Below are 23,432 nucleotides of genomic sequence, written 5' to 3' on the forward strand. Positions count from 1 at the left end.
CTGGTCAGGCCGGCAGCGCATCCGGCCGGCCGTGCCACAATTGCTGGCGCAACTGATCCCATGCCGGCACGCCCCAATCGACGGGGCAGGCATGGCCGACGACGCTGTCGAGCGGATTTGCATCGTCCAGCACCATATCTTGCGGGGGAATCACTTCCCGTTCACGCGTGCAGAAAAAAGCGGTGATCCGGCTGCCGGTGTCATGGCGGTCGCCCGGCTGGACGAGACCTAGCCTGTTGCTGCGCAAGCGCACCACCATGCCGGGCGGAAAAACGCCGATGCTCTGCATGAACACGAACAGCAACGCACGGTCGAAATGGCCTTCCCAACTCCACATCGCGGCAAGCGCCTGCGGCGGGGACCAGGCTTCCTTGTAGCTGCGATGCGACGTGAGCGCATCATAGCAATCACAGATGCCACCGAGCGCAGCGGGGCGGCTGATCCCGCCGGCGGCAAGGCCGTGGGGATAGCCGGTACCGTCCTGGCGCTCGTGATGATGGTGGCATACGTCGAGCGCCATTTCGCATACGTCGCCGGATGTTTCCAGCAGGCGGCAGCCATGTTCGGGATGATCGCGTATCAGCGCGAATTCCTCTGGCGTCAGCGCGGCCGGCTTGTTGAGCACATCGGTCGGGATGCAGATCTTGCCGAGATCGTGCAACAGCCCAGCCTGGCCATAATCGCTTATCTCCTGCTGGCTGAGGCCAAGGAATTCCGCCACGTTGATCATCAACGTGCAGACGGCCACCGAGTGGGCGAACGTGTATTCGTCCCGGGATTTGAGGCGCACGATATCGAGCACGGTGCGGGGGCTGTGCGCCACTGCGCAGGCGATATCATCCACCAGTTTGCGCGTATCGGCGAGCCGCACTGCCCGGCCCATGCGGGCATCGTCGAACAGATCGCGCATGGTGTGCTTGGCATGCCTGACCATCATCTGGACCTGGCGCCGACGTTGGCGGACCAAGGTCTGCGTCATCGCGTCGGCGCGGTCGGGCGCAGCAAGCGGCATGGGGCGGCGGGGGACATGCACACGCGCCGTTCCGGAACGCGTCGTCAGCGGGCGATCCGGAAGCGCGACCGCGTCCGGCTCGCAGCCCCGCGTTACATCGATGACCACGAACGGAACGTCCGCCGCACGGACCTTGTCCAGATCGCTCTGGCTGGAAATGACGAAACGAGTGCGCCAGAACGGGTGATCGAACCACGATCCGCCGAACCCGCATATAAACATGCCGATCTTGACCTGTCCGGGAGGAATCTGGCGCAGCATTTCAGTAACATGCCCGGGGCCGGCTTCCGACAGACCTAAATCGCCGATCGGGAAAACACCCAGTGCTTTGATTAACCGGACGGCAAGTTATGCCTTTTTGCGACACGGCCTGCGCCCTAGGCGGCGTGGACCGACAGGCCTGGAGCCAGGAAACGCCCGTCCGGCCCGGCGCGGGCGGGAGACCAGATGGCCCATGCGCGCGCGCGCAATGCCAGAGGACAACTGTCCGAAGGGTAAGCAAAACGATGATGCCGTCCATCGGGCAAGGACGCGCGGAACCAGATCCAGCCGGGCTGCAGGCCAAGCGTGGATGCCTGAGCAGACGGCCGATGATGATGAGCCATGTTTCCCCAGGACGATACGACGTGTTGCGCGTCGTTTGAAAAGGATTTTTCCTTTTATTGAATCGCGACTTGGCAATTTTACTGCGGTTTTGGCGTAATCTCGGCTAGATGTTTAGGATTTTTCCTATATTCAGTCGTCATCATCCGCTCGCCGTTGCATGGACCGGCCAGCCACCTGCTTCGGTGGCAACGACGCGCGCTGCTTTGCGCTGATACTTGTCCGTCAGAGCCAGCAGGATGCCTCGTATCGACCGTCAAAAAGGAAAAATCTTGATGACAGAGAGTGCTGTCGTGCCCGCTGTGCCTGTGAGCGTTGCGCTGGCCGGACTGACCTGGACCGAACGAACCACCTATCGCGCTTTGGCCGAAGCAGCACGCCATGGACTGCCCTGCCCTACCAACATCGATATCGAGATGCTGTGCGGCTACAATTCGTGCTCGATGGGACCGGTCATGGTCAGGCGCCTGGAGCGCAGGGGCCTGATCCGCGTGGAGCGGTACCAGCGCTTTCGCATCGTGGAGATCGTGGCGACGGGCGAGTGCACTGCGCGCGCGACCAACATGCGGGCCGATGCGCCGCACGTGCCCAAAGGGACGCATACCCCCGCCATGCGCTTGCCGACCAGCGCCGCGCCGCGCCCCAGTGATCGCAAACCTTACAAGGCTGGAAAGGCTTTCGGCTGATGGCGCGGACACGCAAGGCCCCGCGCGATTCCGCGATGGAAGAGCTGCTGCTGTCGGGCCTGGCTGAAGGAACCACCTTGCGCAAGCTGTGCCGACGCCACCATCTCGCGCCCAGCCTGGTGCAGCGCTGGCGGCTGGAGGACAAGGACTTTGCCCGCCGCTTTGCCCTGGCGCGCGAGGCGGGCTTTGAAGCCATTGCCGAGGAAGCCCTGGAAATTGCCGATGACGATGCCGGGGACGTGACCCGGACGGAAAAGCCGGATGGCACCATATCGGCCAGCAAGAACCCGGACAACGTGGCGCGAGCGCGGTTGCGCGTGGAGACGCGATTGAAACTGCTCTCGAAATGGGCACCGGGGAAATACGGCGAAAGCGCCGGCTCATCCGACGCCCAGGACTGGAGCGAACGGCTGGCGGCCGCGCGGGCCCGGGTCTTGAAAGGGCGGTAAATGGGAGACAGGGCAAAACGGCTGACGGATCTGGCCGAGGCGATCGGGACGTTTACGCACGATCCGCTGGGGCATGCGCTGTTCGTCTATCCCTGGGGGCAAGGACCGCTGGCCGGGATCACTGGCCCGCGGCGCTGGCAGCGCGCGGTGATGGAAGAGATCGGTGCCCACCTGGCCGACCCGGCAACCCGCCACACGCCGCTTCGCCTGGCCCGGGCATCGGGCCATGGCATCGGCAAATCGGCACTGGTGGCCATGATCGTGAAATGGGCAATCGATACCTGCCCCGACGCACGCGTGCTGGTAACGGCCAATACCGAAAGCCAACTCGATACCAAGACCGCGCCCGAAATCGGCAAGTGGGCCGGGATGGCCCTGACCGCACCCTGGTTTTCCCAGACCCGTCGCGCCCTTGCCGCGACGGCGCCGGGACGCGGCACGTCGTGGCGGGCGGATCTCGTCACCTGGAGCGAACACAATACCGAAGCCTTTGCCGGCCTGCACAACATGGGCCAGCGGATCGTGCTGATTTTCGACGAGGCCTCAGGCATTGCCGACAAAGTATGGGAAGTGGCTCTCGGCGCGCTGACCGACGCAGATACCGAGCTGATCTGGCTGGCATTCGGCAATCCCACGCAGAACACCGGTGCATTTCGCGAATGCTTCGGCAGGCATCGCAGCCTGTGGCGCACGGCCCAGATCGACGCGCGCGAGGTGGAAGGCGTCAACACCCAATACCTTGACGAACTGGTCGCCGCATATGGCGCGGACAGCGACGTGGTGCGAGTGCGGGTGCGCGGCCAGTTTCCATCAAGCAGCGCCATGCAGTTCATCCCGCAGGACCTGGCCGAGGCGGCGCGCGTGCGCCCTGTGCCCGATGGCCTGCGCAGCGATCCGGTGATCTTTGGCGTGGACTGCGCGCGGTTCGGCGATGACGAAAGCGTGCTGGCGATCCGCTGTGGCCGCGACGCGCGCAGCAGGCCGTGGAAAAGCTGGCGCGGCGTGGATGCCATGCAACTGGCGGGCGACATTGCCCTGGAAGCGGCGCGGCACCGGCCAGACGCGATTTTCGTCGACGCCGGCAACGTGGGCGCCGCCGTGGTCGACAGGTTGCGCCAGCTGCTGGGTGAAGTGCCGGTGATCGAAGTGTGGTTCGGCGCCAAAGGACGCGAGGCCGAACTGGAGCCCGGCGTGGCCGTGCCGACAGCCAACAAGCGCGCGGAAATCTGGACCCGCATGCGTGCCTGGCTGGCCCAGGCCGCAATTCCCGAGAACGACCGCCTGCGCGACGATCTGATCGGACCGACCTATTCCTTCGCCGCCGACGATACCCGTGTGCAGTTGGAACGGAAGCCGGACATGAAGCGGCGCGGGCTGCCCAGCCCCGATTGGGCAGACGCGCTGGCCTGCACTTTTGCCGAAACAGTCGGCCCGCGCGCTGAACCCGCCTGGCTTGCGCCGCAAACGCCGACAGATGACGGCGCAGGGCGCTATGGCGAGCTGGGATAAAATATTTTCTTTATAATATTTTACCGCACTCTTGTGCTGTTGGCCGTGAATTTTTTGCATCATCGCGGGCCAGCGATTCAATGCAGCCGCGCCCCGCCATAGAACCCCTTTCAATCCATGGAGGTGCCTAGATGTGCAGCACGCCCACCGTTCCGACCATGCCCGAGCGGCAAAGCCTGAAACTGCCCGACCAGGGCGCCCCGGCCAGCGCCACCGACAATAGCCGCTGGCGCCGCGCGATCCTTGCGGGGATGGTCACTTCGCCCCTGGGCCTTGCGGGCAGCGCGCGGGTTTCATCGACCGCGCTCGGCTCGATCCCTCTCGGTTCGGGAGGCACGCTTGGTTGATCCCAAATCGATCCGCGCCCATTGCGAGGCGCGCCTGGCCGTGATGAAATCGGTACGCCAGGACTATGAGGCCGAAGCAGAGCAGATCGCCCGCTTCGCCCAGCCGGCGCGATCGCGTTTTCTGGCCGGCGGCAAGGACCGTTCCGGCGCGCGCCGCCGGCAGTGGAACCGCACCCTGTTCGATCCGCACGGCATCGAGGCGTTCCGCACGCTGACCAACGGGATGACCTCGGGCCTTTCCAGCGCGTCGCGCCCATGGTTCACGCTCAAGACGGCCGATGCCGATCTGATGGATGCCGAAGGCGTGCGCGCCTGGCTTTCGGTGGTGGAACGACGCATCTATGCCTTTCTGGCGTCGACCAATTTCTATGGCGCGGCCAAGGCCGGCTACGGCGAGATGGGGCTGTTCGGCACCGAGGCCTGCGTGATGGTGGAACACCCCCATGCGGGCGCGGTATGCCATTCGCTGACGTTTGGCGAATACTGGGTCGCGCTGTCGGACGCGCTTGTTCCCGATACCCTCTATCGCGTTTGCCCGATGAGCGTGAAGCAGGCGGTGGAGACCTTCGGTGAGGCCGTCTCTCCTGCAGTGCGCGGGCTTTATGACCGCAGCCAGTATGAAACGGTAGTCGAGGTGTTTCAGGCGATCGAGCCCGATCCCGGCCACGATCCGCACCGCTTCGGTTCGAAAGCCTGGCGAAGCGTCTATTGGGAAGCAGGCGCGCGTGGCGATACGCTGCTCAAGCTTGCCGGATACAACGAGCAGCCGTTCTGGGCGCCGCGCTGGGACGTGGTGGGCGGCGATACCTATGGGCATTCGCCCGGGATGGAAGCGCTGCCGGCGCTGCGCGAATTGCAGATGCAGGCCAAGCGCCGTAACGAGGCCATCGACCAGATGGTCAAACCCGAGAAGATCGTGCCGCCCGGGGTGCGCCTGACCGGTGAGCCGGGCCGCACGGTGACAGCATCGGGCCTGGACCGCGAAGCGGTACTGATCCCCTATCAGATGCCCTATCAGGCGGTGGCCGCGATCGGCGAGGAAATGGACAAGTGCCGGCGCCAGATCGACGCCCTGAGCTTTGCCGACCTGTTCAACGCGATCACCAACATGCGCGGGGTGCAACCCCGCAACGTGGAAGAAATTGCCAGCCGCAATGACGAAAAGCTGACCCAGCTGGGCCCGGTTATCGAGCGCGTGGCCAACGAGAAACTGCAGGTGGCGATCGACCGGACTTTTGCAATCATGAGCCGCGGTGCAATGCTGCCGCCGCCGCCACCGGCCCTGCAGGGACGTGGCGTGCGCGTGGAATTCGTGAGCATCCTGCAGCAGATGCAGCGGATGGTCGGCATCGGTCAGATCGAGCGGGTGCTGGGCTTTGCCGGCAATCTGGCCGGCGCCCACCCGGAAGCGCTGGACAAGATCGATTTCGACCAGGCACTCGATGAATACGCCTGGCGGGCCGGAACCCCCGCGCGGATCATGCGGCCAGCCGCGCAAGTGGCCCAGTTGCGGGCGCAACGGGCCGAGGCGGCGCATGCCGCGCAGACGGCTGCCCAGATCGGCCAGATGGTGCCCGCGATGAAAGACGCGGCAGCGGCGGCCGAGCTGCTTTCGCGGGCCGACGTGGACGGACAGAACCTGCTCAAGCGGCTGATCCGGCCGTGAGCATGGCCGAAGACGATGCCGCGTTCCTGATCGGCCGCCCAGAGTTCCGGCGCTTTCTGCACGCAGCGATTCAAGGTGCCGGCCTGCTGGGGCAACAAGGGCTGGCCGGTGGATCGGACAATTCCATGCTCGCTTTTCTGGAAGGACGGCGCAGCCTGGGGTTCGACCTGATCGCGCTGGCCCATCGCGGCCAGGATCAAGCCATCCGCATCCGGGATCCACTGGGCCTGACGACCATGCAGGCCGTGCTCGATGCCGCCCTCAGTGCAAAGGACAACCGCCTTGAGCGAAACCACCCCCGCACCCGATACGACGAGCTTCCCGACTCCGACGAACCCGACGGCAATCCTGGCACCGGCTCCGGCACCGGCCGAACCGGCGACAGCCGCTTTGGCCGCCCGCCCGGGCACGGTTGACCCCGCCACTGCCGTGGCCGGGCAGCCCGGCATTCCCGAACGCTATGAACTGGCTATGGAAGGCATGGCCGTGGACGCAGGGCTTTTGCAAAGCGCCGATCCTGTTCTGCGCGAGCTGGGCCTTTCCAACGAGCAGGCCGGCAAATTGCTGCCCCTGGCCCAGGACGTGATGCAGCGGACGCAGGAAAATCTGCTGTCCCACTTTGCCGATGCCGCAGCCGCGCAAAAGCGCATCTGGGCCGAAGATTTCGCCGCGGACCCCGAAATCGGCGGCGCGCGGCGCGCCGAGAGCGAACACCTGGCCGCAAAGGGGCTGGATGCGCTGGGTTTCGGCGACGGGCATCCGTTCCGCCAGGCCCTGGCCGACAGCGGCTTCGGCAATCACCCCGACATGATCCGCGCATTCCGCCGCCTGGGCCAGCTGCTCAGCGAGGACAGCGGTTTTGCCCGTGCCCATGCCGGCAGCGCCAGCCAGCGCCCCGTCTGGGAACGTCTCTACCCCCAAGAAGCGAATTAAGGAGATAGCTTCATGGCCATTCTCGGCTCGAGTTACTGGAACCTGATCGATGTGCTCAAAGCCGGCGGCGACGGCCTGGGCGACGTGGTGGAGGCGCTGACCCAGCTGACGCCATTCATGAAGGATGCCAACGTGATCGCCTGCAACAGCGGGACCGAGCATCGTTCGACCATCCGCACCGGCCTGCCACAGGTTTCGTGGGGGGCGCTTTACCAGGGCATCGCCCAGTCCAAGGGAAATTACACGGAAGTGAAGGACACCACCGGCTTTGTCGAAGGCCTGTCTTCGGTGGACGAGCGCCTGCTCAACCTCAAGCCCGCCGAAGCGGCCAAGCTGCGGCTGGTGGAAGGCCAGGGCTTTCTGGAGTCGATTGCCCAGACGGTGGAAAGCGCGATCTGGTATTCGGACGTGAAAGTGAACGGGAAGCAGTTCCACGGCCTGGCGCCGCGGTACAACTCGCTGTCCAACGCCAATGTCGTGAACGGTGGCGGGGCTCAGACCGACAATGCCTCGATCTGGTTCGTCACCCATGGCGACATGCAGACCAGCGTGATCGTGCCCGACGCGGTGCCGGCCGGGGTGCAGCGCGAAGACATGGGCCGCCAGCGCGTGCTGGATGGCGGTGGCAATCCCTATTACGTCAAGGAAGAGAAGTTCACGCAGCACATGGGTCTGTGCGTGAAAGACTGGCGCTTCAACGGACGCATCGCCAACATCGACGTGTCCGACGTGATTGCCGGGACCGTGGCGCTCAATCCGCTGCTGCGCAAGCTTTACTACAAGCTCCAGGGCCGGCGCGCCTATCGCATGGAACGCGAAGGCCAGGTGAGCCCGGGCCGCACGGTGATCTATATGAACCGCGTGCTTCTCGAAGCGCTGGATGCAGAAACCAGCAACGGCCGCAGCGGCGTCGACAACTTCGTGCGGCTGACGCCGATGGAAATCCAGGGCGAGGAAGTGATGACCTGGCGCGGCATCCCGATCCGCGAGACCGACTCGCTCGTCACCAACGAAGCGCTGGTGGCCTGAGCCTGCATCGCTGTTCAATTCGGAGAATTCGCCATGATCTTGGATAACTCGCTGCTGCTGAGCGATGCCCAGGCGGTCACCGCCTCGGCCGCTTCGGCCAATGTCATCGACCTGGGCACGACCGGAACGCCGTTCGGCGCCAATGCCGCGATGGTACGCGACCTGGGCCGCGGCCAGGAAGTGGACCTGGCGGTGACCGTCACCCAGACTTTTGCCGGCCTGACCAATCTGCAGGTAAGCGTGCAGGTTTCTGCCGACAATAGCAGCTGGACCACGGTTTCCAGCGGCGCTGTCGTGCCGGCGGCAAGCCTGGTCGCCGGATACCAGTTCAGGGTGCCCGGCAGCCTCGAGGAAGGCATCAACACCCGATACCTGCGCTTTTATTACACCGTGGGAGGCAGCAATGCCACGGCGGGCAGGATCACGGCCGCTGTCGTGGCCAGCCGCCAGACCAACCTGGGCGTGGGCGGACAGTGAAGGCAGCCGGAAAGCCGCCGCGCGCCCGGCGATGGCGGCTTTCCGGCCTTTCTGCCCGATCCGTTGACTGTTTTCCAAGGAGACCAAGATGCCAGCCGCCTCTCAGAGCAGCTTTGCCGCCACCGGCACCTGGCAAGACATTGCCGCCACGCTTCCTGCCGCCGCGAATGCCGATGTGCTGATGCAGAATATCGGCGCGCAGCCGGTGAAGGTGTGCTTTGGCGGCGCCACGGCTCCATCCAGCGACCTGGCCGGGGTCACGCTCAACCGACAGGGCTCGATCGCGGGAAATGCCGCGAACGTGTGGGTGCGTTCGCCGGGTGGAACGACGCTGGCGATTACCGTCGGCCATTCCGCCGGCGTTTCGGGGAACGTCGCCAGCCAGGGGAACGTTGCGGCAGGCACAGCCGATAACGGCAACCCCGTGAAGATCGGCGGGCTTTACAGCGCGACGCTGCCGACGCTTGCCGATGGCCAGCGCGGAAATATCCAGCTGACCAACAAGGGGACGCTTGCCGCCACCATGTTCTCGGCTGCGGGCAGCGCCATTGCCGCCATCGCCCCGGGCAACGGCACCGCCAACCCCAGCGCGTCTCTGGCGGTAGCCGCGTTCGGCATGCTGAACAACGGTACGACCTGGGACATGGCGAGAAAGCCGGCGACGACCGCGCGCCTGCTTTCGGCTGCGGCAACCACGAATGCAACCAGCGTAAAGACGGCAGCGGCGGACCTGTTCCGGATTCGTGGTCACAACGCCAGCACATCGCCGCGTTATCTCAAGCTTTACAACAAGGCATCCGCGCCAACGGTGGGCACGGATACGCCGGTGGCTACCTATTATCTGCCAGCATCGGCGCCGTTCGAGCTGGTGTTCGATACGCCGCTCTATTTCAGCGCAGGCCTGGCTTATGCCCTTACCGGCGCCGCGGCCGACAGCGACACCACCGCGCTGGTTGCGGGCGATATCCTGTGCCTCAACATCCATTACGCCTGAAGGAGACCGGCGCATGGCGATCTGGCGGCGCGACGACGACACCACTGGGGACATGTTCGACGATGGCCTGGATCTGAAACCGGGCGACGAGGGCTTTACCCGCGTCCGGGCCGAAGAGCATTTCGGCACCGATGCCTTCAGCTATGCGGGCACGCCCACCTGGCATGGCGGGGCCGCTTGAAGATCGTTTCCCCTTCCCGGGGCGGGAGGGGGCACCTTCCCGCCCGGCAGCAAGGACAAGTCCATGGCCCAACTGATCGATATCTGTAACCGTGCCCTGGCGCAGATCGCCGCCGGGCAGATCGCAGACTTTGCCGAAGGCACGCTCGAGGCCCGCGAAGCCAGCCGCTTTGCCAAGCCGTTGCTGGCCGAAGTGGCGGAATGGGCGCCCTGGCCCTGGGCACGCGCCCGCGTGGTGCTGGCCGAAGTTGCCAACGACCGTCCGGCCGAATGGCTGCACGCCTATGCCGCGCCTGCCAATCTCAGCCAGCCCATCGCCTTGCGCGCGCCGCAGGACGATGCCACCTCGCTGCCAGCGGGCGGCCCCTTTCCCTTCCCGGCCCAGGATGCTGCGCCGCTGGCATATCTGTACGAGGCGGGACGCATTTATGCCAACGTGGCCAACGCCACGCTGGTCTACGTGCGCAGCAACGTGAACGCGGCCGATCTGCCGCCGCTGGTTGCCCGCGCGTTCGAGCTGGAGCTGGCCGCGCGCATGGCGTTGCCGGTAAAGAAGGATGCAGCGGCCGCTCAGACCCTGACCCGCGCGGCCGAAATCGCCCGGGCGCGGGCGATCGCCGATGAAGAAAACAAGCGTGGCGAGCGCCCGGCCCGCTATGTCAGCGAGGCGGAAATGGCCCGCGCGGGCATTGCCTTTGCGGGAGACGCGGCATGATCAGCACCCGCATGGCGCAGGCCAATTTCTGCCGTGGCGAACTGGGCCCCCAGCTTTACGGCCGTTTCGACAGCGATGCCTGGGGCTCAGCGCTGCGCAAGGCACGCAACGTCGTCGTGCTCAAGTACGGCGGCGTGACCAAACGCCCGGGCACGGAACTGGTGGCCGAAGTGCTTGACCCGACGCAACCCGTGCGGCTGGTGCCGTTCCAGTTTTCGCTGACCCAGACCTATGCCCTGGAAATGGGACAGGGTTACATGAGCCCCTGCGCGAGTGGCGGCCGCATTCTGGAAGAGGAACTGGCCATCACCGGGATCAGCAATGCGGCACAGGCGCTGGTCGAGGTGGCCTATCATGGCTTCGCCGTGGGCGACCGCTTCTATATCACAGGCTGTGCGGGCGAAATGGGCACGCTGCTGAATGGGCGGGCATGGAACGTGGTGGCCGTATCCGATGCCAGCCATTTCCGCATCGATGCCGACACCCGCGGCATTGCCGCCTTTGCCGGATGCGTCGGCGGCTCGACCCGCAGCACGCCTCCCGTCGTGCCGACAGCGCCGGTGGTGCCACCCGTAACCCCGGCGCCTGCCCAGCCGGCAATCTATTTCGGCGGTTCGGGCCAATTTGGCGGAAGGGTTTGGTACTGATGGGCGGCGCACGCATCTACAAGGTAGGTTCGCCCTATAACGGGGTGGAACTGGCCGAGCTCGATTTCGAGCAGACCGCCGATACGATGTATCTGGCGCACATCGACCACGCGCCCGCAAAACTGGTGCGCTCGGGCCATACCGACTGGTCGTTCCGCGGCGTCGCTTTTGCGCCCACGGTGGCGGCACCGGCCAATTGCAATGCCGCGGCGACTGTGGCCAATACCGACAGCAGCAACGGCAACGCGGCCTATTTCCCGCAACCTGCCAGTTATTGCGTGACGGCGGTCAACGATGACACGGGCATGGAAAGCCGCGCCAGTGCCACGTCGACAGCCACGAACGACCTGACGCTGAAACGCAATTTCAATACTATCAACTGGGACGCGGTGGCCGGCGCCACGCGCTATAATGTCTACAAGGCCGACAATTCCCAGTTCTTCGGCTATGTCGGCACCACGCAGGGCACGACGTTCCGCGACGACAATATCGCGCCCGGGCTCGATCGTGCACCGCCGCAGGCCACCAATCCCTTTGCCGGACCCGACGATTATCCTTCCACCGTCACATTGTTCGAACAGCGCGCTGTATGGGCGCGCACGCGCAACGTGCCGCACGGCATCTGGACGACGCGGAGCGGACAGCTGGAGAACATGGATCGATCACGCCCGTTGCGGGCCGACGATTCCATGGCGTTCACGATCGTGGCCGGGCGCGCCAATTCGATCAATCAGCTGGTCACCACGACGAGCCTGCTGGCGCTGACGTCGGACAGCGTGTTCTATATCGACGGGGATGGATCGGGCGGCGTGCTGGATGCCACGCGTGCACCGGCCACGCGCCGCCAGATCGGGCGGGGTTCGTCGCGGCTTTCGCCGCTGGTGATCGACAACGTGGTTTTCTATCAACCCAGCGTGGGCCGTGCCGTGCGCACGATCGGCTATGACTTCACGATCGACGGTTTGAAATCGAACGACGTTTCGATCTTTTCGCCGCACTTCTTCGAAGGCATGAGCATCGTCTCGTGGTGCTATGCACAAGAGCCGCACAGCGTGATCTGGGCGGTACGGGACGATGGCAAACTGGTCTGCTTCACCTGGGAGCAGGAGCAGAACGTGTGGGGCTGGACCCTGTGCGAAACCCAAGGCAAAGTTCTTTCCGTATGCGCGATCGCCGAAGACGGGGAAGATCGCGTCTATCTGGTGGTGGAACGCACGATCGCCGGCGTCGCCCGCCGCTTTGTCGAGCGGATGGCCAGCCATGCGTGGAACGATGCGAGCGAGGCATGCTATCTCGATTGCGCGGTCAAGGGCGCGTTCGACGAACCGCGCACCAGCTTTACCGGGCTCTGGCACCTGGAAGGGCGCACCGATATCGCCGGGCTGGTGGATGGCGTGGCCATTTCCGGGCTAGCCGTCAGCAATGGCACGATCACCTTGCCCCAGGGCATGGGCGGCGCGACCCGGGTCATATTCGGCATTCCCTATCGCGTGGACGTGGAAACCCTGCCGCTGCGCCTGTCGACGGCATCGGGCGCAAGCGTGGGCCGCATGTGCCAGCCGGGCCAGGCCGTGCTGACTCTGGCCAAGACCCGCCAGATCGAGGCCGGGGCCGATGCCGACCACCTTTTCCCGGTCAAATCCCGCAAGAACGAAGCATGGAACGCGCCCGACGCGCTGATGAACGGGGCATATCTGGTCAACCTGGACAACCGCGCCCGTGACGAATGCGCGATATGGATACGGCAGGATGCACCGTTGCCGTTCACGCTTTTGGGAATAGCGATCGACCCGGTTTTGGGCGGATGAGCCCGCGCGACGCCGGCACGGTGCGGATCGTTCCTGCCAGAACACGCCATATCGGGTTTCTGGCAAGGCACATGCGGGCGATCGATCAGGCCGAATGTCGCGCCATGGGGCGCGAACCAGGCGCCGCGTTGCGCCACGGCCTGATCGCGTCATCCCGTTGCTGGACGGCACTGGTCGCCGGGCAACCCCATGCGATGTTCGGCGTGGTGGTGGAATCGGCCGTGGCCGGACTGGGAATTCCCTGGTTTCTGGGCACGGACGAAGTGTGGCGTCATGGCCGCAGCCTTTTGCGCCTGGGGCCTTCGATCCTTGCAACAATGCACGATTCAAGCGCGGTGCTGGCCAATCTAGTGTCAGCCGACAACATGCGGGCCATTCGCCTGCTGGAAAAATGGGGTTTTGCCGTCGACCCGGAAAGCGTGCCCGTGGGCCAGACGGCGTTTCGCCGGTTTGCGCGGCGGCGCCCGATCCCTTCAACCCTGCAACAGGAGAAAACCTGATGTGTGGCCCTGCCCTTCCCATCCTGGCCAACGGTCTTGCCGTAGCCGGCCAAGGTATCAGCACGATCAGTGCCATGCGACAGGCGCAATACCAGCGCGATGCCGCCCTGCGTCAGGCCGAGCTGGAACGCAGCGCAGCGCGCGACGCGCAGGATGACACGACCCGCGCGATCCGGGACCAGTATCGCCAGCTGGCTGCCGACGAAGGCCGCCAGCGCGTGGCTGCCGCCGCCGGCGGCGTTGGCGTGGATTTCGGCACGGCGGCCGATGCTGTGGACAGCACCCGGCTGATCGGAACGGCGCGCGTTGCGGATATGGCCGCACAGGGCGCGCGCGCCGTGCGCCAGGGCGATGCTGGCGCGGCTTTTGCCATGGGCCGGGCCAGTGCCGCCTCGGCCCAGCGCCAGACCGCGCTGCTCAGCGGCCTGGTCGACATGGGCCAATCGGTGCTTTCGGGCGCGCGACAATATGGCGCCATGCGCGCGCGCATCGGCTGAACGCCTCCTTCACCGCTTCCTTTTCGTCTGCGTGCCTACCCGCCTTGGTGCGGAACGGCTTTTCGCGCCTTGCAGGGACACCTCATTCCATGGCCGTTTCCACTACCAACGCTTATGACGGACCATTCAGCGCCAATGGCGTCACGCAATCCTTTCCCTTCACATTCACCGCGCAGACGATTGCCGACGTGGCCGTGCTGCTTGACGACCAGCCGATCACCAGCGGCTATACGGTCGAGCTTTACGAAGGGGGCGGGGGCACCGTGACCTTTGCCGCCGCGCCCGGCCCGGGACGCCTGGTGATATGGCTCGATCCCGATTTCACCCAAACCACGGCATTTGAGAACGGCTCTGCCTGGCTGGCGGCGCCGGTCAATCTGGCCAATGACCGCGCCGCGTTGCGCGATCAGGCGCTATCGCGCGATCTGCAGCGCTGCATGCGCATTCCCCTGGGCGAAAATGCCGGAACCCTGCCCGAAGCAGCGGCGCGCAAGGGCAAGTTCATGGCTTTTTCGCCGATCGACGGCAGCGCGACCTTGGCCGAGGGGGTCGGCGGGGATTCGCTGTTGCGCGCCGATATCGGCAGCACCGCGACCAACAAGGGCGCCACGCTGGTGGGCATGCCCGGCGGCGGCACTCTGCAGGACGTGATCGTGCCGGTGGCCACCCGCGGCGCGCTGGCCACCCGCGCCAACCGGGCGACCATGGCCTATCTGCTGGAAAGCGGGCGCCAGGGCTATTTCTACTGGTCTTCCAGCAACTTGTCTTCGGCGGTGGCGGCCGATACGGCGCAGGCCTTTTATGTTCCTTCCAGCACCGACGGCACCGGCGCCGGCGGCGCCTGGGTGCGGGCGGCCACCCAGGCGGGGGTGGCCAATCTCACCTGGTTCGGCGCCAAAGGCACGGGCGCCGACGATACCGCCGCGCTTCAGGCTGCATTCGCCTGGCTTAACGCGGTGCAAGGACGAACGCTGCAAGTGCCAGTCGGCACATTTGCATTTAACGCCGACTTGCGCATCACGCAATCCAGCACACGCATTCAAGGGCTTGGCGGCGGCCAGGGCGGTCTGTGCCGCCTGATGGGGACCAACAACGCGCGGATCATCGTTGGCCAGGCGATCGCCGGTGCGGCCGACGGCAACGGGGTCATTTCGAAACTGGGCACGAAAGTGCAGGATTGCACACTTTCGGCCGTGGCCATCCAGCCTGCCGGCAACCACGCTGGCGAATGCATACTGCTCGACTATGCCGACAACACACTGATCGAATTGTGCACGATCGGGCCATACACCAACGATGGCAGCACGGTGACCCATGGCATAAAGACCAACTGGGTGCAGTGGGTCTATATCGACAAGAACCAGATCAACGTGAACGGCGTCTGCATCTGGATCCGGCGCCCGACCACCCAGATCCAGAACGAAGACCATTATCACATCACCCGCAACCAGCTGTACAACGGCAAAACGCCGCCCACCAACGGCTTCACCCCGGCCAACCTGGTGATCGAGGGCGATCCGGCCTGCAGTTATTCGCTGTTCGAATTCGAGTTGCGCGGCAACCACATCGGCAAGTTCATGTCGGGCAGCACGGCGGCCACCACGATGACCGGCGGCCTGCGGCTGGTCGGCACCGATACCAGCGGCGATTTCCGCGCCTTCCACATCGCAACGATCCGCGACAACTTTTTCGAATACGTCAATTATCCGATCGATTTCAAGCGCGGCCTATCCGGCAGCTTTGACACCAGCTCGATCGATTTTTCGGGCAACGCCGTACTTTCGGCCAACGTGGTACTGCATGGCACCAGCGTGAACAAGAACGCCGCCTCGCTGGAGGCGAACTATTACTTGCAGTGCACGACACTGGTGGATGGATTCAAGTGCTTTTTCAACGGATACAACCGTTGCAGCTCGATCCAGACACTCTCGGTCCAGTCCTTCAGCAGCCATCGTTTCGCCCATAAGCAAGCGACCGGAGGTTCCGTGCCCGGGGTCTACCTGGAAGCGCGGGGCACCGCGACGGCAACGGCGGGCACCACCTATCTCGACATCACGCACAACCTTTCGGCGACGCCAACCGATTTCACCGTGGTGCCGACCAGTTCGGGGTGGACCCCGGGTTTCTGGATCAGCAACGTCAGCGCCACCACGTTCCGCGTCAATTTTGCCGATCCCGGTGCATCCAAGACGTTTCGATGGACCGCCAGCGTGGCCGACGGCTGAGCCAGCCTTGGCATCTCCGGTTTTCGCCGCCGCCCCTATTCAGGAGCCTTGATCATGATCATAGAAAACCCCGGCTTGCTGCCCTGCATCACCGCGATCCATGCCGCGGTGCGGGCCGATCCCGCTTTCTCAGATGACAATGCGGGCTTCTATGTGCCCAAGCGCCTGGTGATGGGAGGCGAGGAGCTGACCTTTTTCGAGCTGCTGCCCCCCGACCAGATCGACTGGACCAACCAGGCCGTATACGAGATGCGCCGCCGCCTGGTTGCCGCCGGCTATGGCCCGGCCGGCCTGCTGATCGCGCTGGCCACGCTGCCCGACGGCAACCACCATCCCGTGCTCACGGCCGACGTTTCCACGCTGGCCGCGCCGCTGACCTATGTGCTCGACACCCGCAGCGCCACGGTCCTGCGCTGGGATGATCTGCCCGCAATCCAGTACCGCGAATGCGCCGACGGCAATAGCTGGACCTTGGTCAACCCGGCGCCGGCCGGTGCGGCATGAACGGGGCGGAAGATCTGCACCGCGATATCGGGCGCATGGAAGGAAGGCTCGATGCCATGGAAGACAGTCTTGATCGCATGGCCACCGCACTGGAACGGATCGATGCCCGGTTGGCCAAGATCGAGGCGCGCGAAAGCGTGCGGCGCGGTGCCTTTGCCGCGCTCACGGCGCTTGCCGGCGGGCTTTCGGCCTTCATCGCCTGGGCGGTGAGCACGTTTTCGCGCTGAAAAGGACAGACCTGCATGATCGACGTGACCAGGCTGCAACGCCGGCTGCTGGCGACCGGCTATGACATCGGCACGGCAGACGGCCAGATCGGGGCGCGCACCATGGCGGCGCTGATGACCGCCGTGGCCGGACGGCCGATGGCCGCCCTGCGCCCGTTGGCCGCCGCAGCGGCTGTTCACCTGCCGCCTTCGGGCCTGCTCGATACTGCGAGCCGCCTGGCCAATTTCCTGGGCCAGGCGGCCCACGAAAGCGGCGGTTTTCGCACTCTGGTGGAAATCTGGGGGCCGACACCGACCCAGGCCCGCTATGAAACCCGCGCCGATCTGGGCAACACCGCACCGGGCGATGGCTTTGCCTATCGCGGACGCGGCCTGTTCCAGATCACCGGGCGCGCCGTCTATCGGGCGATGGGCACAGCGCTGGGCCTGCCGTTGGAAGAACAGCCGGATCTTGCGGCCGCGCCCGAAACGGCGGTGCGCACGGCCTGCGCGTTCTGGGCCGCGCGCCGCCTTTCCGATCTGGCCGACGCCGGCCGCGAAGACGCCATCACCCATCGCATCAACGGCGGCAGCAACGGTATCGATGCCCGCCGCCGGCTGGTTGCCCGTGCCAAAGGATTGCTGCTGTGACACAAGAGGTTCCGCTTGAAATCGCCGCCTCCCCGCTGCCCGGCCAGTTGGCCCTGCTCGCACGCCAGGCCTTGCCCCCGCTGGTGGCCTTTGCCGTGGGACGCGGCTGGCTGGCCAACGACAGCGCCACATTGATCGCCGCGCTGACCGGGATCTTGCTGCCGATCATCGATGGGCAGCGCCGCGGCCTGCGCCGCAGCCGCGCGCTGGCCCGTCTCGGCGCGATCGTGCCCGATGCCGTTGCCGTCGTGCGATAGCGCCCGCAGCAGAATCCCTCGTGCGTTTACCAGGTGCCGGTATTCGGCATGCTGACCCAGGGTTCTGCCGGATCGAGGCGCCCGTTCTGCAGCAATTCGATAGAGATGCCATCCGGCGTCTTGACGAAAGCCATGTGCCCGTCGCGCGGTGGGCGGTTGATCGTCACGCCGGCCTCCGTCAGCGCCTGGCAGGTGGCATAGATATCGTCCACCTGGAACGCCAGGTGCCCGAAACTGCGCCCGCCCGAATAACGTTCGGCGGCACCGTCTTCGCCGGGCCAGTTGTACGTCAGTTCCACTTCGTAATCCTGCCCCGGTGCGGCCAGATAGATAAGCGTGAAACGGCCCTGCTCGCTGGAAAAGCGGCGCGTTTCCTCAAGGCCCAGCAGCTTGAAAAAGGCGATCGTCCGATCCGGATCGGTCACGCGGATCATGGTATGAAGAAACCTGGTCACTGCTGGCGCTCCGTTTTCAAAAGCGCGCCGGCCATGGTGATCGCGCGGGCGCGGATTGATTGCCGTTTCACCCCGCGGCATATAGCGGCCATGCTCGAACGCGCCAAGCCTGCCCGCCGCCTTACGCCCAAACGCGCCCTGCCATGGCGGCTGGCCTGGTGGCTGGGCCAGGCGATCGTCATCTTTCTGGTCGGCAGCGTGTTGTGGGTGCTGATCTACAAGTGGGTGCCGGTGCCGGTCACGGCGACCATGCTGATGGACGGCAATGGCATCACCAAAGACTGGACGCCGCTCAGGCGGATCGATCGCACGATGGTCGACGCGGCCATCGCGGGCGAGGATTCCCGTTTCTGCAGCCATCACGGTTTCGACCAGGAAGCGATGCTCAAGGCGTTCGAGCGCAACCAGCGGGGCGGCCGCATCCGCGGCGGCTCGACGATCAGCCAGCAGACCGCAAAGAACGTGTTCCTGTGGCAGGGCGGCGGCTATTTCCGCAAGGCGCTGGAAGCCTGGTTCACCGTGCTGATAGAGCAGATCTGGGGCAAGCGGCGGATCATGGAAGTTTATCTCAACGTCGCGGAAACCGGCATCGGCACTTATGGCGTGGAGGCCGGCGCGCAGCGCTATTACAACAAGGGGGCGCTGCACCTTTCGCGGATCGAAGCGGCGCGTATCGCCGCTGCCTTTCCCCAGCCCAAAGTGCGCGAAGTGACCGGCGTCAGCGGTTTCGTCCGGCGCCATGGCAACGCCATCGCCGCCCGTTCGACCGTGGTACGCGGGCAATACGATACCTGCGTCTATCAATAGCACGCCATGACGGCCCATGAAACGGCGAAGGGCTGCTTGCCAGTGCCAGCAAGCAGCCCCCTCCAGCGTGTAAGCCGAGCCGCCGGAAATCGCCTCGGGACAATCGGGATCTGCCCGTTCATGCCCGTCCCGATGCAACGAACCGTACTGTCATGTTGCATCGCACAACGAACGGGTAATGCTTTTGCTCCCGCCGCCCGGTTCAGGCAGCAGCATGGCGCAATGACGATACCGGTGCATAGTGCATTGCAGCACTGCTGACCGCAGCCTTGGCCCGGCCCGGCGCAGAAAGGCCGCAAGGAAAAACCCGCCGCCACCGGATGGTGGCAGCGGGCATTTCACACGCGATCGCTGAAATCAGAAGCCGAAGCTGATCGAACCCATGATCGTGCGCGGCGGGCTGATCTGGGCAAAGGTGCCCGGCGATGACGTAAGTTGCTGGCTGTTCGATGTGGTGCCGAACGCACCGACATAGGTTTCGTCGAACAGGTTGGTCACGTTCAACTGCACGAACGTGCGGTTGTTGAACGCAGAGCTGACCTTGTCGAGGCTCAACCGCGCATCGAGATCGACCACGGTAAAGGCCGGAGCCTTGGCAGGGAAGATTTCCTGACGAACGCCGGCTGTGCTGGTGCCGACGTTGATGTAAAGTGGCAGGTTCTGGTCGTTCACATAACGCGGGCCGGTGCGCTTGGCCTGAACGCCCAGCGAAACCGGGCCAACGGTGCCATCGATGCGGCCGCCGAACGTGTAGACCGGGGCGCCCGATTCGCGCTTGCCGGCCGTTTGCAGGAAGGCAGCGCCCGAATTGGACGTGCAACCAAGCATCTGGAGCTGGGCATTCAAGGCCGTGCAATTGCCAGCCTCGACATTGTCGCGGATCTTGGAGTGCAGGTACGAACCGTAGAGGTAGATCGCCAGGTTGCGCACCGGGGTGTACGAGATCGAGCCATCGATGCCGTATTTGTCCACCCGGCCAAGGTTCCGGTAGATGTTAACGTCAAGATCACGATCGTACGACGACGCCAGGCGGTTCTGATAGATCGTGTACCAGCCCGAAACCTGGGCCATGATCTGGCTCGACCGATAGCGCACGCCCAGATCGAAGTTGTCGGTCGTTTCCGGGTTGGGGCGGGCATCGGCACTCGACGTCGGGAAGTAAAACGAATTGTACAGGTTGTCCGTACCCGGAACCTGCAAACCTCTCGAGTAGTTGAAGAACAGGCTGGCACTCTGGTTCAGCGCAAACGTTGCGCCAATTTGCGGCAGGGGCTTGCTATAAGTAAAAATGCGCTGCTGTGGCGTTGCAGGGCCACTGTTGCTGGCCGGGAGGCCTGTAGCGCTGTTTACGACATAGGGATTGGCCGCCGCATACGCGTCGTTGGCCGCCTGGTTGCCAAAGCAGGCATAGCCGCCGGTGCGGTTGGTGAAGCAGTACTGGTTGAGATTGCGCTTGAAGAACGGCGCGCGAACCCCGGCGTTCACGGTCAGAGGGCCGAACTGGCCGCGGTATTCACCCGAAATCTGGTGCAGGACCGCATAGGACAGACGATTGCGGCGCTGCATCGCATTGCCGCTGGCATCGGTGATCGGATCGTTCACCGGGAAGAACGTGCCCGCCGTACCGTTGGAATTGTAATAGCCGAACTCGGCAGTCTGCCGGTGGCGGCCACGGTCATACGAATAAGCCAGGCGGACGGTGTTGTTGGCATTGATATCGTATCGCAGCGAAGCGATCAGGCCCAGGCGCACCGTCTTGGTCTGGCTCGGCGCAATCAGGCGCACGGTGTCCAGCGTATCGCCATCGCCGTTGAGGTCCTTGCCGAAGAAGTAGTTGCTGCCGTTATAGCCGGTCAAGCCCGACACGCCGTTGATCGTCGTGGTCCCTTCGTTCGAGACATAGCCCAGCGTGCCGCCGTTGGCGCTGGTCCACTGGATCGACGGATCGACCGTCAGCACCAGGCCGTCGGCCAGCGTGAAGCGCGAGGCGATGCGGATGTTGGCAGTATCGGACGGGTTGATGCGATAGTCGAAATCCGAACCGCACGAACTGGCGGTGTCGGCAACGCCCGACCGCGCGGGCGCGATCGTGCAGCGCGCGGTCTGGTAGAAGCGCTCGTCGCCATCGACCGGATAACGGTTGTTGTTACCCGTGCCGACCGTGCGCGAACCGTAGTTTTCGGTCCACAGCGGCACCGAGGCCGAGGGATTGTTGCGGTTGCGGTTGTAATGCCCGGCGATCGAGATGAAATCGCCGTTGGCACCCAGCGGCTGATAGAGCTTGGCGTTGTACTGCTGCTTCTGGATCTGGCCGATCCCGCCATAGACCGCCTCGTTGCGCGCGCTCGATGCGGTAACATAACCCCGGAGGCCGCCCGCGGTCAGATTGCCGGTGTCGATTTCGCCGAAAATGCGCATATAGCCATATTCACCGGCCGAGCCGATGATGCGGGCGTGGAAATCCTCGGTGGGATTGCGCGAGCGGTAGTTGACGGTCGAACCCGTGGCAGCCGCCGTCGGCGCGTCGACATCGGTGGTGCCGAGGTTGACGTTGACGTTGTCGATGATTTCGGGATCGAGCTGCTGGTTCGAATAGAGCGCATAGTTGCCGGTATCGTTGAGGGGGATACCGTCAAAGGTCTGCGAGATGCGGCTGTTGTCGAAGCCGCGGATATAGAGCGTACCACCCGAGGAGCCGTAGGGATCGTTGTTCACGAAGCTGACGCCCGGAACCAGGTTGATGATTTCGTTGATCGTCTGGCCCGGCGCCTGGCGCCCGATGATCGCCTGGTCGAGAACCTGCTTGGCCTTGGGCGTATCCGGCAACTGGATGCCATTCACCGATTTGGCGGTGCGGGCGCTGACCACGATGGATTGCTGTTCGAAATCCACCGCGCCGGTGGATTGGGCAAAAGCGGGCGTTGCGGCAAGAGCCAGGCCCAATGCCAGCGTGGAGCTGGCGAGAAGGTGCGAGCGGTGCATTGATGTCCCCGTTTTGTATTTTCATCTCTGCTGCAATGCAGCGACTCAAAAGCGTTCTCCCCCGCCACTGCCGGTCGATCCAGCATGCCGGGAAAGTCCGTCGCGCCGTTGCGCGATCAGTGAGTCACCCCTGACCGGTTTCATGTGACACTGAAATGACAAAATTTTTGTAACATTTACTTACATTTGGAAACAAAGTTACGTTGCATCGCATTCGCGGCTGGTCATTTGATGTTTATGTGGTTCTTTAGGCCTCAAACGTAACTATCTTGCGCAATGTGGCTTGCTCGCAACAACAGCAAAGATTTATGCAGTTGCGAAACAACAATAATGTCATAATGCCAGCTGGCTGCTTGACCCGGCGAGATTGCCCTTAAGGGCAATCATTGCCACCGGCGGTGCGCTGGTCCGCGCGGTCGGCTCAACCGGCCGCTGCGAGCATCGACTCGTCGTGCGCCACAAGCAGCCAGCGGTCAGTGCTTTCCAGGCCGACCGCAGTCAGGCGGCCCGAAGCATAAGCACCGGTGTCGATCCCCAGGCGCCAGGGCGAAAGCTCGGGCTCGTCCACGATCGTGTGGCCATGGACGACGGCGAAATCGCGCGGGCCGCGGTCCGCAATGAACTCCCCGCGAATCCAGCGCATGTCGCCTGGGGTCTGTTCTTCCAAAGGCACGCCCGGCCGGATACCGGCATGCACGAACACATAATCGCCAATGCGGATCTGGTCTTCCAGCCCGCGCAGGAACGCCAGGTCTGCCTGGGGCACGAAGTTCGGCATGGCCGCCCGCAGTTCCTCCAGCGTCATGCGCGCATAGTCGTCGGGATCGATGGGATAGCTGAGCAGCGTTTCGCGTCCGCCATGGCGCAGGAAGTGGCGCAGCGTTTCGTCGCGTTCAAACGCCCCCAGGAACATTTCCTCATGATTGCCAGCCAGAATGCGCACCTGCCGCCGTCGGGCCCAGGCCCGGGCTGCGGCAACCACGCCGGCGCTGTCGGGGCCGCGATCGATCAGGTCGCCCAGCAATATCACCGTGGTCTTTGCGGGCGTAGCGCTCTGGCGCGCGCCGTCGTCGCGTTCGATCAGATCGATCATCCGTTCGAACAGATCGAGCCGCCCGTGAATATCGCCCACGGCATAGACGCGCTCGCCCGCCGGGATTCGCGTCGGCATCGCTGCCGGCTCGCCGCGGGTGCCGGCGACAAGCGACTTGAAAAGCTTCAGCATGCACCAGCCATAAACACCATCGTGCCACCTATATGGTGCCCGCGGGGTTTGAGACAAGCAGCAGAAAG

At 64.3% G+C, this 23,432-nt stretch carries 26 protein-coding genes; 22 read left to right on the forward strand and 4 right to left on the reverse strand.

Annotated features, from left to right (window positions below; genetic code table 11):
- Positions 1 to 4: 4 nt before the first annotated feature.
- Positions 5 to 1,273: an HD-GYP domain-containing protein gene (locus AC3EDY_RS02515; RefSeq protein WP_488570890.1), complete on the reverse strand. Its 1,269-nt coding sequence runs from the start codon at positions 1,271 to 1,273 to the stop codon at positions 5 to 7.
- A gap of 617 nt (positions 1,274 to 1,890) precedes the next feature.
- Here AC3EDY_RS02515 and AC3EDY_RS02520 point away from each other — a divergent pair.
- The 21 genes from AC3EDY_RS02520 (at position 1,891) to AC3EDY_RS02620 (ending at position 17,895) form a co-directional block, all read left to right on the forward strand.
- Positions 1,891 to 2,301, forward strand: a complete 411-nt coding sequence (locus AC3EDY_RS02520) for a hypothetical protein (RefSeq protein WP_488570891.1) — start codon at positions 1,891 to 1,893, stop codon at positions 2,299 to 2,301.
- Positions 2,301 to 2,750, forward strand: coding sequence for a terminase small subunit-like protein (locus AC3EDY_RS02525; RefSeq protein WP_488570892.1), 450 nt, complete (start codon positions 2,301 to 2,303; stop codon positions 2,748 to 2,750). The genes AC3EDY_RS02520 and AC3EDY_RS02525 overlap by 1 nt, the downstream gene beginning before the upstream one ends.
- The gene (locus tag AC3EDY_RS02530; protein ID WP_488570893.1) at positions 2,751 to 4,259 is read left to right on the forward strand and encodes a terminase; all 1,509 of its coding nucleotides are present in this window, start codon (positions 2,751 to 2,753) and stop codon (positions 4,257 to 4,259) included. It abuts the gene before it with no gap.
- Between the two features lie 131 nt (positions 4,260 to 4,390).
- Positions 4,391 to 4,606 (forward strand): hypothetical protein, encoded by a 216-nt coding sequence (locus AC3EDY_RS02535; protein ID WP_488570894.1) that lies wholly within the window; start codon positions 4,391 to 4,393, stop codon positions 4,604 to 4,606.
- Positions 4,599 to 6,272: a portal protein gene (locus AC3EDY_RS02540; RefSeq protein ID WP_488570895.1), complete on the forward strand. Its 1,674-nt coding sequence runs from the start codon at positions 4,599 to 4,601 to the stop codon at positions 6,270 to 6,272. Before AC3EDY_RS02535 ends, AC3EDY_RS02540 begins: the two co-directional genes overlap by 8 nt.
- A gap of 2 nt (positions 6,273 to 6,274) precedes the next feature.
- Positions 6,275 to 6,688 carry a hypothetical protein gene (locus AC3EDY_RS02545; protein WP_488570896.1) on the forward strand — a complete coding sequence of 138 codons (414 nt, stop codon included), beginning with the start codon at positions 6,275 to 6,277 and terminating at the stop codon, positions 6,686 to 6,688.
- Positions 6,689 to 6,701: 13 nt separating this feature from the next.
- Entirely contained in the window at positions 6,702 to 7,205 is a 504-nt protein-coding gene (locus AC3EDY_RS02550) for a hypothetical protein (protein WP_488570897.1), read from the forward strand.
- A gap of 12 nt (positions 7,206 to 7,217) precedes the next feature.
- On the forward strand, positions 7,218 to 8,234 hold the full coding sequence (locus tag AC3EDY_RS02555) for a major capsid protein (protein WP_488570898.1): 1,017 nt from the start codon (positions 7,218 to 7,220) through the stop codon (positions 8,232 to 8,234).
- 33 nt (positions 8,235 to 8,267) lie between these two features.
- Positions 8,268 to 8,711, forward strand: coding sequence for a Bbp16 family capsid cement protein (locus tag AC3EDY_RS02560; protein WP_488570899.1), 444 nt, complete (start codon positions 8,268 to 8,270; stop codon positions 8,709 to 8,711).
- 88 nt (positions 8,712 to 8,799) lie between these two features.
- The gene (locus tag AC3EDY_RS02565; RefSeq protein WP_488570900.1) at positions 8,800 to 9,705 is read left to right on the forward strand and encodes a hypothetical protein; all 906 of its coding nucleotides are present in this window, start codon (positions 8,800 to 8,802) and stop codon (positions 9,703 to 9,705) included.
- A 13-nt stretch (positions 9,706 to 9,718) separates the two neighbouring features.
- Complete coding sequence (locus tag AC3EDY_RS02570) at positions 9,719 to 9,886, forward strand: hypothetical protein (protein WP_488570901.1); 168 nt, start codon at positions 9,719 to 9,721, stop codon at positions 9,884 to 9,886.
- A 63-nt stretch (positions 9,887 to 9,949) separates the two neighbouring features.
- Entirely contained in the window at positions 9,950 to 10,600 is a 651-nt protein-coding gene (locus AC3EDY_RS02575; RefSeq protein ID WP_488570902.1) for a phage connector family protein, read from the forward strand.
- Positions 10,597 to 11,247 carry a hypothetical protein gene (locus AC3EDY_RS02580; protein WP_488570903.1) on the forward strand — a complete coding sequence of 217 codons (651 nt, stop codon included), beginning with the start codon at positions 10,597 to 10,599 and terminating at the stop codon, positions 11,245 to 11,247. Before AC3EDY_RS02575 ends, AC3EDY_RS02580 begins: the two co-directional genes overlap by 4 nt.
- Positions 11,247 to 13,055 carry a phage tail protein gene (locus AC3EDY_RS02585; protein WP_488570904.1) on the forward strand — a complete coding sequence of 603 codons (1,809 nt, stop codon included), beginning with the start codon at positions 11,247 to 11,249 and terminating at the stop codon, positions 13,053 to 13,055. The genes AC3EDY_RS02580 and AC3EDY_RS02585 overlap by 1 nt, the downstream gene beginning before the upstream one ends.
- Positions 13,052 to 13,555: a hypothetical protein gene (locus tag AC3EDY_RS02590; protein WP_488570905.1), complete on the forward strand. Its 504-nt coding sequence runs from the start codon at positions 13,052 to 13,054 to the stop codon at positions 13,553 to 13,555. Before AC3EDY_RS02585 ends, AC3EDY_RS02590 begins: the two co-directional genes overlap by 4 nt.
- On the forward strand, positions 13,555 to 14,052 hold the full coding sequence (locus AC3EDY_RS02595) for a hypothetical protein (protein ID WP_488570906.1): 498 nt from the start codon (positions 13,555 to 13,557) through the stop codon (positions 14,050 to 14,052). Before AC3EDY_RS02590 ends, AC3EDY_RS02595 begins: the two co-directional genes overlap by 1 nt.
- A gap of 89 nt (positions 14,053 to 14,141) precedes the next feature.
- Positions 14,142 to 16,277, forward strand: a complete 2,136-nt coding sequence (locus AC3EDY_RS02600) for a hypothetical protein (protein ID WP_488570907.1) — start codon at positions 14,142 to 14,144, stop codon at positions 16,275 to 16,277.
- A 54-nt stretch (positions 16,278 to 16,331) separates the two neighbouring features.
- The gene (locus tag AC3EDY_RS02605; RefSeq protein WP_488570908.1) at positions 16,332 to 16,781 is read left to right on the forward strand and encodes a hypothetical protein; all 450 of its coding nucleotides are present in this window, start codon (positions 16,332 to 16,334) and stop codon (positions 16,779 to 16,781) included.
- Positions 16,778 to 17,008, forward strand: a complete 231-nt coding sequence (locus AC3EDY_RS02610) for a hypothetical protein (protein WP_488570909.1) — start codon at positions 16,778 to 16,780, stop codon at positions 17,006 to 17,008. The genes AC3EDY_RS02605 and AC3EDY_RS02610 overlap by 4 nt, the downstream gene beginning before the upstream one ends.
- Positions 17,009 to 17,023: 15 nt before the next feature.
- Positions 17,024 to 17,638 carry a glycoside hydrolase family 19 protein gene (locus tag AC3EDY_RS02615; protein WP_488570910.1) on the forward strand — a complete coding sequence of 205 codons (615 nt, stop codon included), beginning with the start codon at positions 17,024 to 17,026 and terminating at the stop codon, positions 17,636 to 17,638.
- Positions 17,635 to 17,895 (forward strand): hypothetical protein, encoded by a 261-nt coding sequence (locus AC3EDY_RS02620; protein ID WP_488570911.1) that lies wholly within the window; start codon positions 17,635 to 17,637, stop codon positions 17,893 to 17,895. The genes AC3EDY_RS02615 and AC3EDY_RS02620 overlap by 4 nt, the downstream gene beginning before the upstream one ends.
- A gap of 26 nt (positions 17,896 to 17,921) precedes the next feature.
- Here AC3EDY_RS02620 and AC3EDY_RS02625 read toward each other — a convergent pair whose 3' ends face one another.
- A complete protein-coding gene (locus AC3EDY_RS02625; protein ID WP_488570912.1) occupies positions 17,922 to 18,350 on the reverse strand; it encodes a VOC family protein in 429 nt (142 codons plus the stop codon).
- A 90-nt stretch (positions 18,351 to 18,440) separates the two neighbouring features.
- On the opposite strand from AC3EDY_RS02625, the gene mtgA reads away from it, so the two are divergent.
- Positions 18,441 to 19,157, forward strand: coding sequence for a monofunctional biosynthetic peptidoglycan transglycosylase (gene mtgA / locus AC3EDY_RS02630; RefSeq protein WP_488570913.1), 717 nt, complete (start codon positions 18,441 to 18,443; stop codon positions 19,155 to 19,157).
- A 357-nt stretch (positions 19,158 to 19,514) separates the two neighbouring features.
- Here mtgA and AC3EDY_RS02635 read toward each other — a convergent pair whose 3' ends face one another.
- A complete protein-coding gene (locus AC3EDY_RS02635) occupies positions 19,515 to 22,139 on the reverse strand; it encodes a TonB-dependent receptor (protein ID WP_488570914.1) in 2,625 nt (874 codons plus the stop codon).
- A 421-nt stretch (positions 22,140 to 22,560) separates the two neighbouring features.
- Entirely contained in the window at positions 22,561 to 23,364 is an 804-nt protein-coding gene (locus tag AC3EDY_RS02640; RefSeq protein ID WP_488570915.1) for a metallophosphoesterase, read from the reverse strand.
- Positions 23,365 to 23,432: the final 68 nt, after the last annotated feature.

The organism is Novosphingobium sp. DS6-6, assembly GCF_057784975.1.

Coding starts and splice junctions, on each gene's coding strand:
- AC3EDY_RS02515 (WP_488570890.1), bottom strand. CDS start 1,273: ATGCTGCGCCAGATTCCTCCCGGACAGGTCAAGATCGGCATGTTTATA.
- AC3EDY_RS02520 (WP_488570891.1), top strand. CDS start 1,891: ATGACAGAGAGTGCTGTCGTGCCCGCTGTGCCTGTGAGCGTTGCGCTG.
- AC3EDY_RS02525 (WP_488570892.1), top strand. CDS start 2,301: ATGGCGCGGACACGCAAGGCCCCGCGCGATTCCGCGATGGAAGAGCTG.
- AC3EDY_RS02530 (WP_488570893.1), top strand. CDS start 2,751: ATGGGAGACAGGGCAAAACGGCTGACGGATCTGGCCGAGGCGATCGGG.
- AC3EDY_RS02535 (WP_488570894.1), top strand. CDS start 4,391: ATGTGCAGCACGCCCACCGTTCCGACCATGCCCGAGCGGCAAAGCCTG.
- AC3EDY_RS02545 (WP_488570896.1), top strand. CDS start 6,275: ATGGCCGAAGACGATGCCGCGTTCCTGATCGGCCGCCCAGAGTTCCGG.
- AC3EDY_RS02555 (WP_488570898.1), top strand. CDS start 7,218: ATGGCCATTCTCGGCTCGAGTTACTGGAACCTGATCGATGTGCTCAAA.
- AC3EDY_RS02560 (WP_488570899.1), top strand. CDS start 8,268: ATGATCTTGGATAACTCGCTGCTGCTGAGCGATGCCCAGGCGGTCACC.
- AC3EDY_RS02565 (WP_488570900.1), top strand. CDS start 8,800: ATGCCAGCCGCCTCTCAGAGCAGCTTTGCCGCCACCGGCACCTGGCAA.
- AC3EDY_RS02570 (WP_488570901.1), top strand. CDS start 9,719: ATGGCGATCTGGCGGCGCGACGACGACACCACTGGGGACATGTTCGAC.
- AC3EDY_RS02575 (WP_488570902.1), top strand. CDS start 9,950: ATGGCCCAACTGATCGATATCTGTAACCGTGCCCTGGCGCAGATCGCC.
- AC3EDY_RS02580 (WP_488570903.1), top strand. CDS start 10,597: ATGATCAGCACCCGCATGGCGCAGGCCAATTTCTGCCGTGGCGAACTG.
- AC3EDY_RS02585 (WP_488570904.1), top strand. CDS start 11,247: ATGGGCGGCGCACGCATCTACAAGGTAGGTTCGCCCTATAACGGGGTG.
- AC3EDY_RS02590 (WP_488570905.1), top strand. CDS start 13,052: ATGAGCCCGCGCGACGCCGGCACGGTGCGGATCGTTCCTGCCAGAACA.
- AC3EDY_RS02595 (WP_488570906.1), top strand. CDS start 13,555: ATGTGTGGCCCTGCCCTTCCCATCCTGGCCAACGGTCTTGCCGTAGCC.
- AC3EDY_RS02600 (WP_488570907.1), top strand. CDS start 14,142: ATGGCCGTTTCCACTACCAACGCTTATGACGGACCATTCAGCGCCAAT.
- AC3EDY_RS02605 (WP_488570908.1), top strand. CDS start 16,332: ATGATCATAGAAAACCCCGGCTTGCTGCCCTGCATCACCGCGATCCAT.
- AC3EDY_RS02610 (WP_488570909.1), top strand. CDS start 16,778: ATGAACGGGGCGGAAGATCTGCACCGCGATATCGGGCGCATGGAAGGA.
- AC3EDY_RS02615 (WP_488570910.1), top strand. CDS start 17,024: ATGATCGACGTGACCAGGCTGCAACGCCGGCTGCTGGCGACCGGCTAT.
- mtgA (WP_488570913.1), top strand. CDS start 18,441: ATGCTCGAACGCGCCAAGCCTGCCCGCCGCCTTACGCCCAAACGCGCC.
- AC3EDY_RS02635 (WP_488570914.1), bottom strand. CDS start 22,139: ATGCACCGCTCGCACCTTCTCGCCAGCTCCACGCTGGCATTGGGCCTG.
- AC3EDY_RS02640 (WP_488570915.1), bottom strand. CDS start 23,364: ATGCTGAAGCTTTTCAAGTCGCTTGTCGCCGGCACCCGCGGCGAGCCG.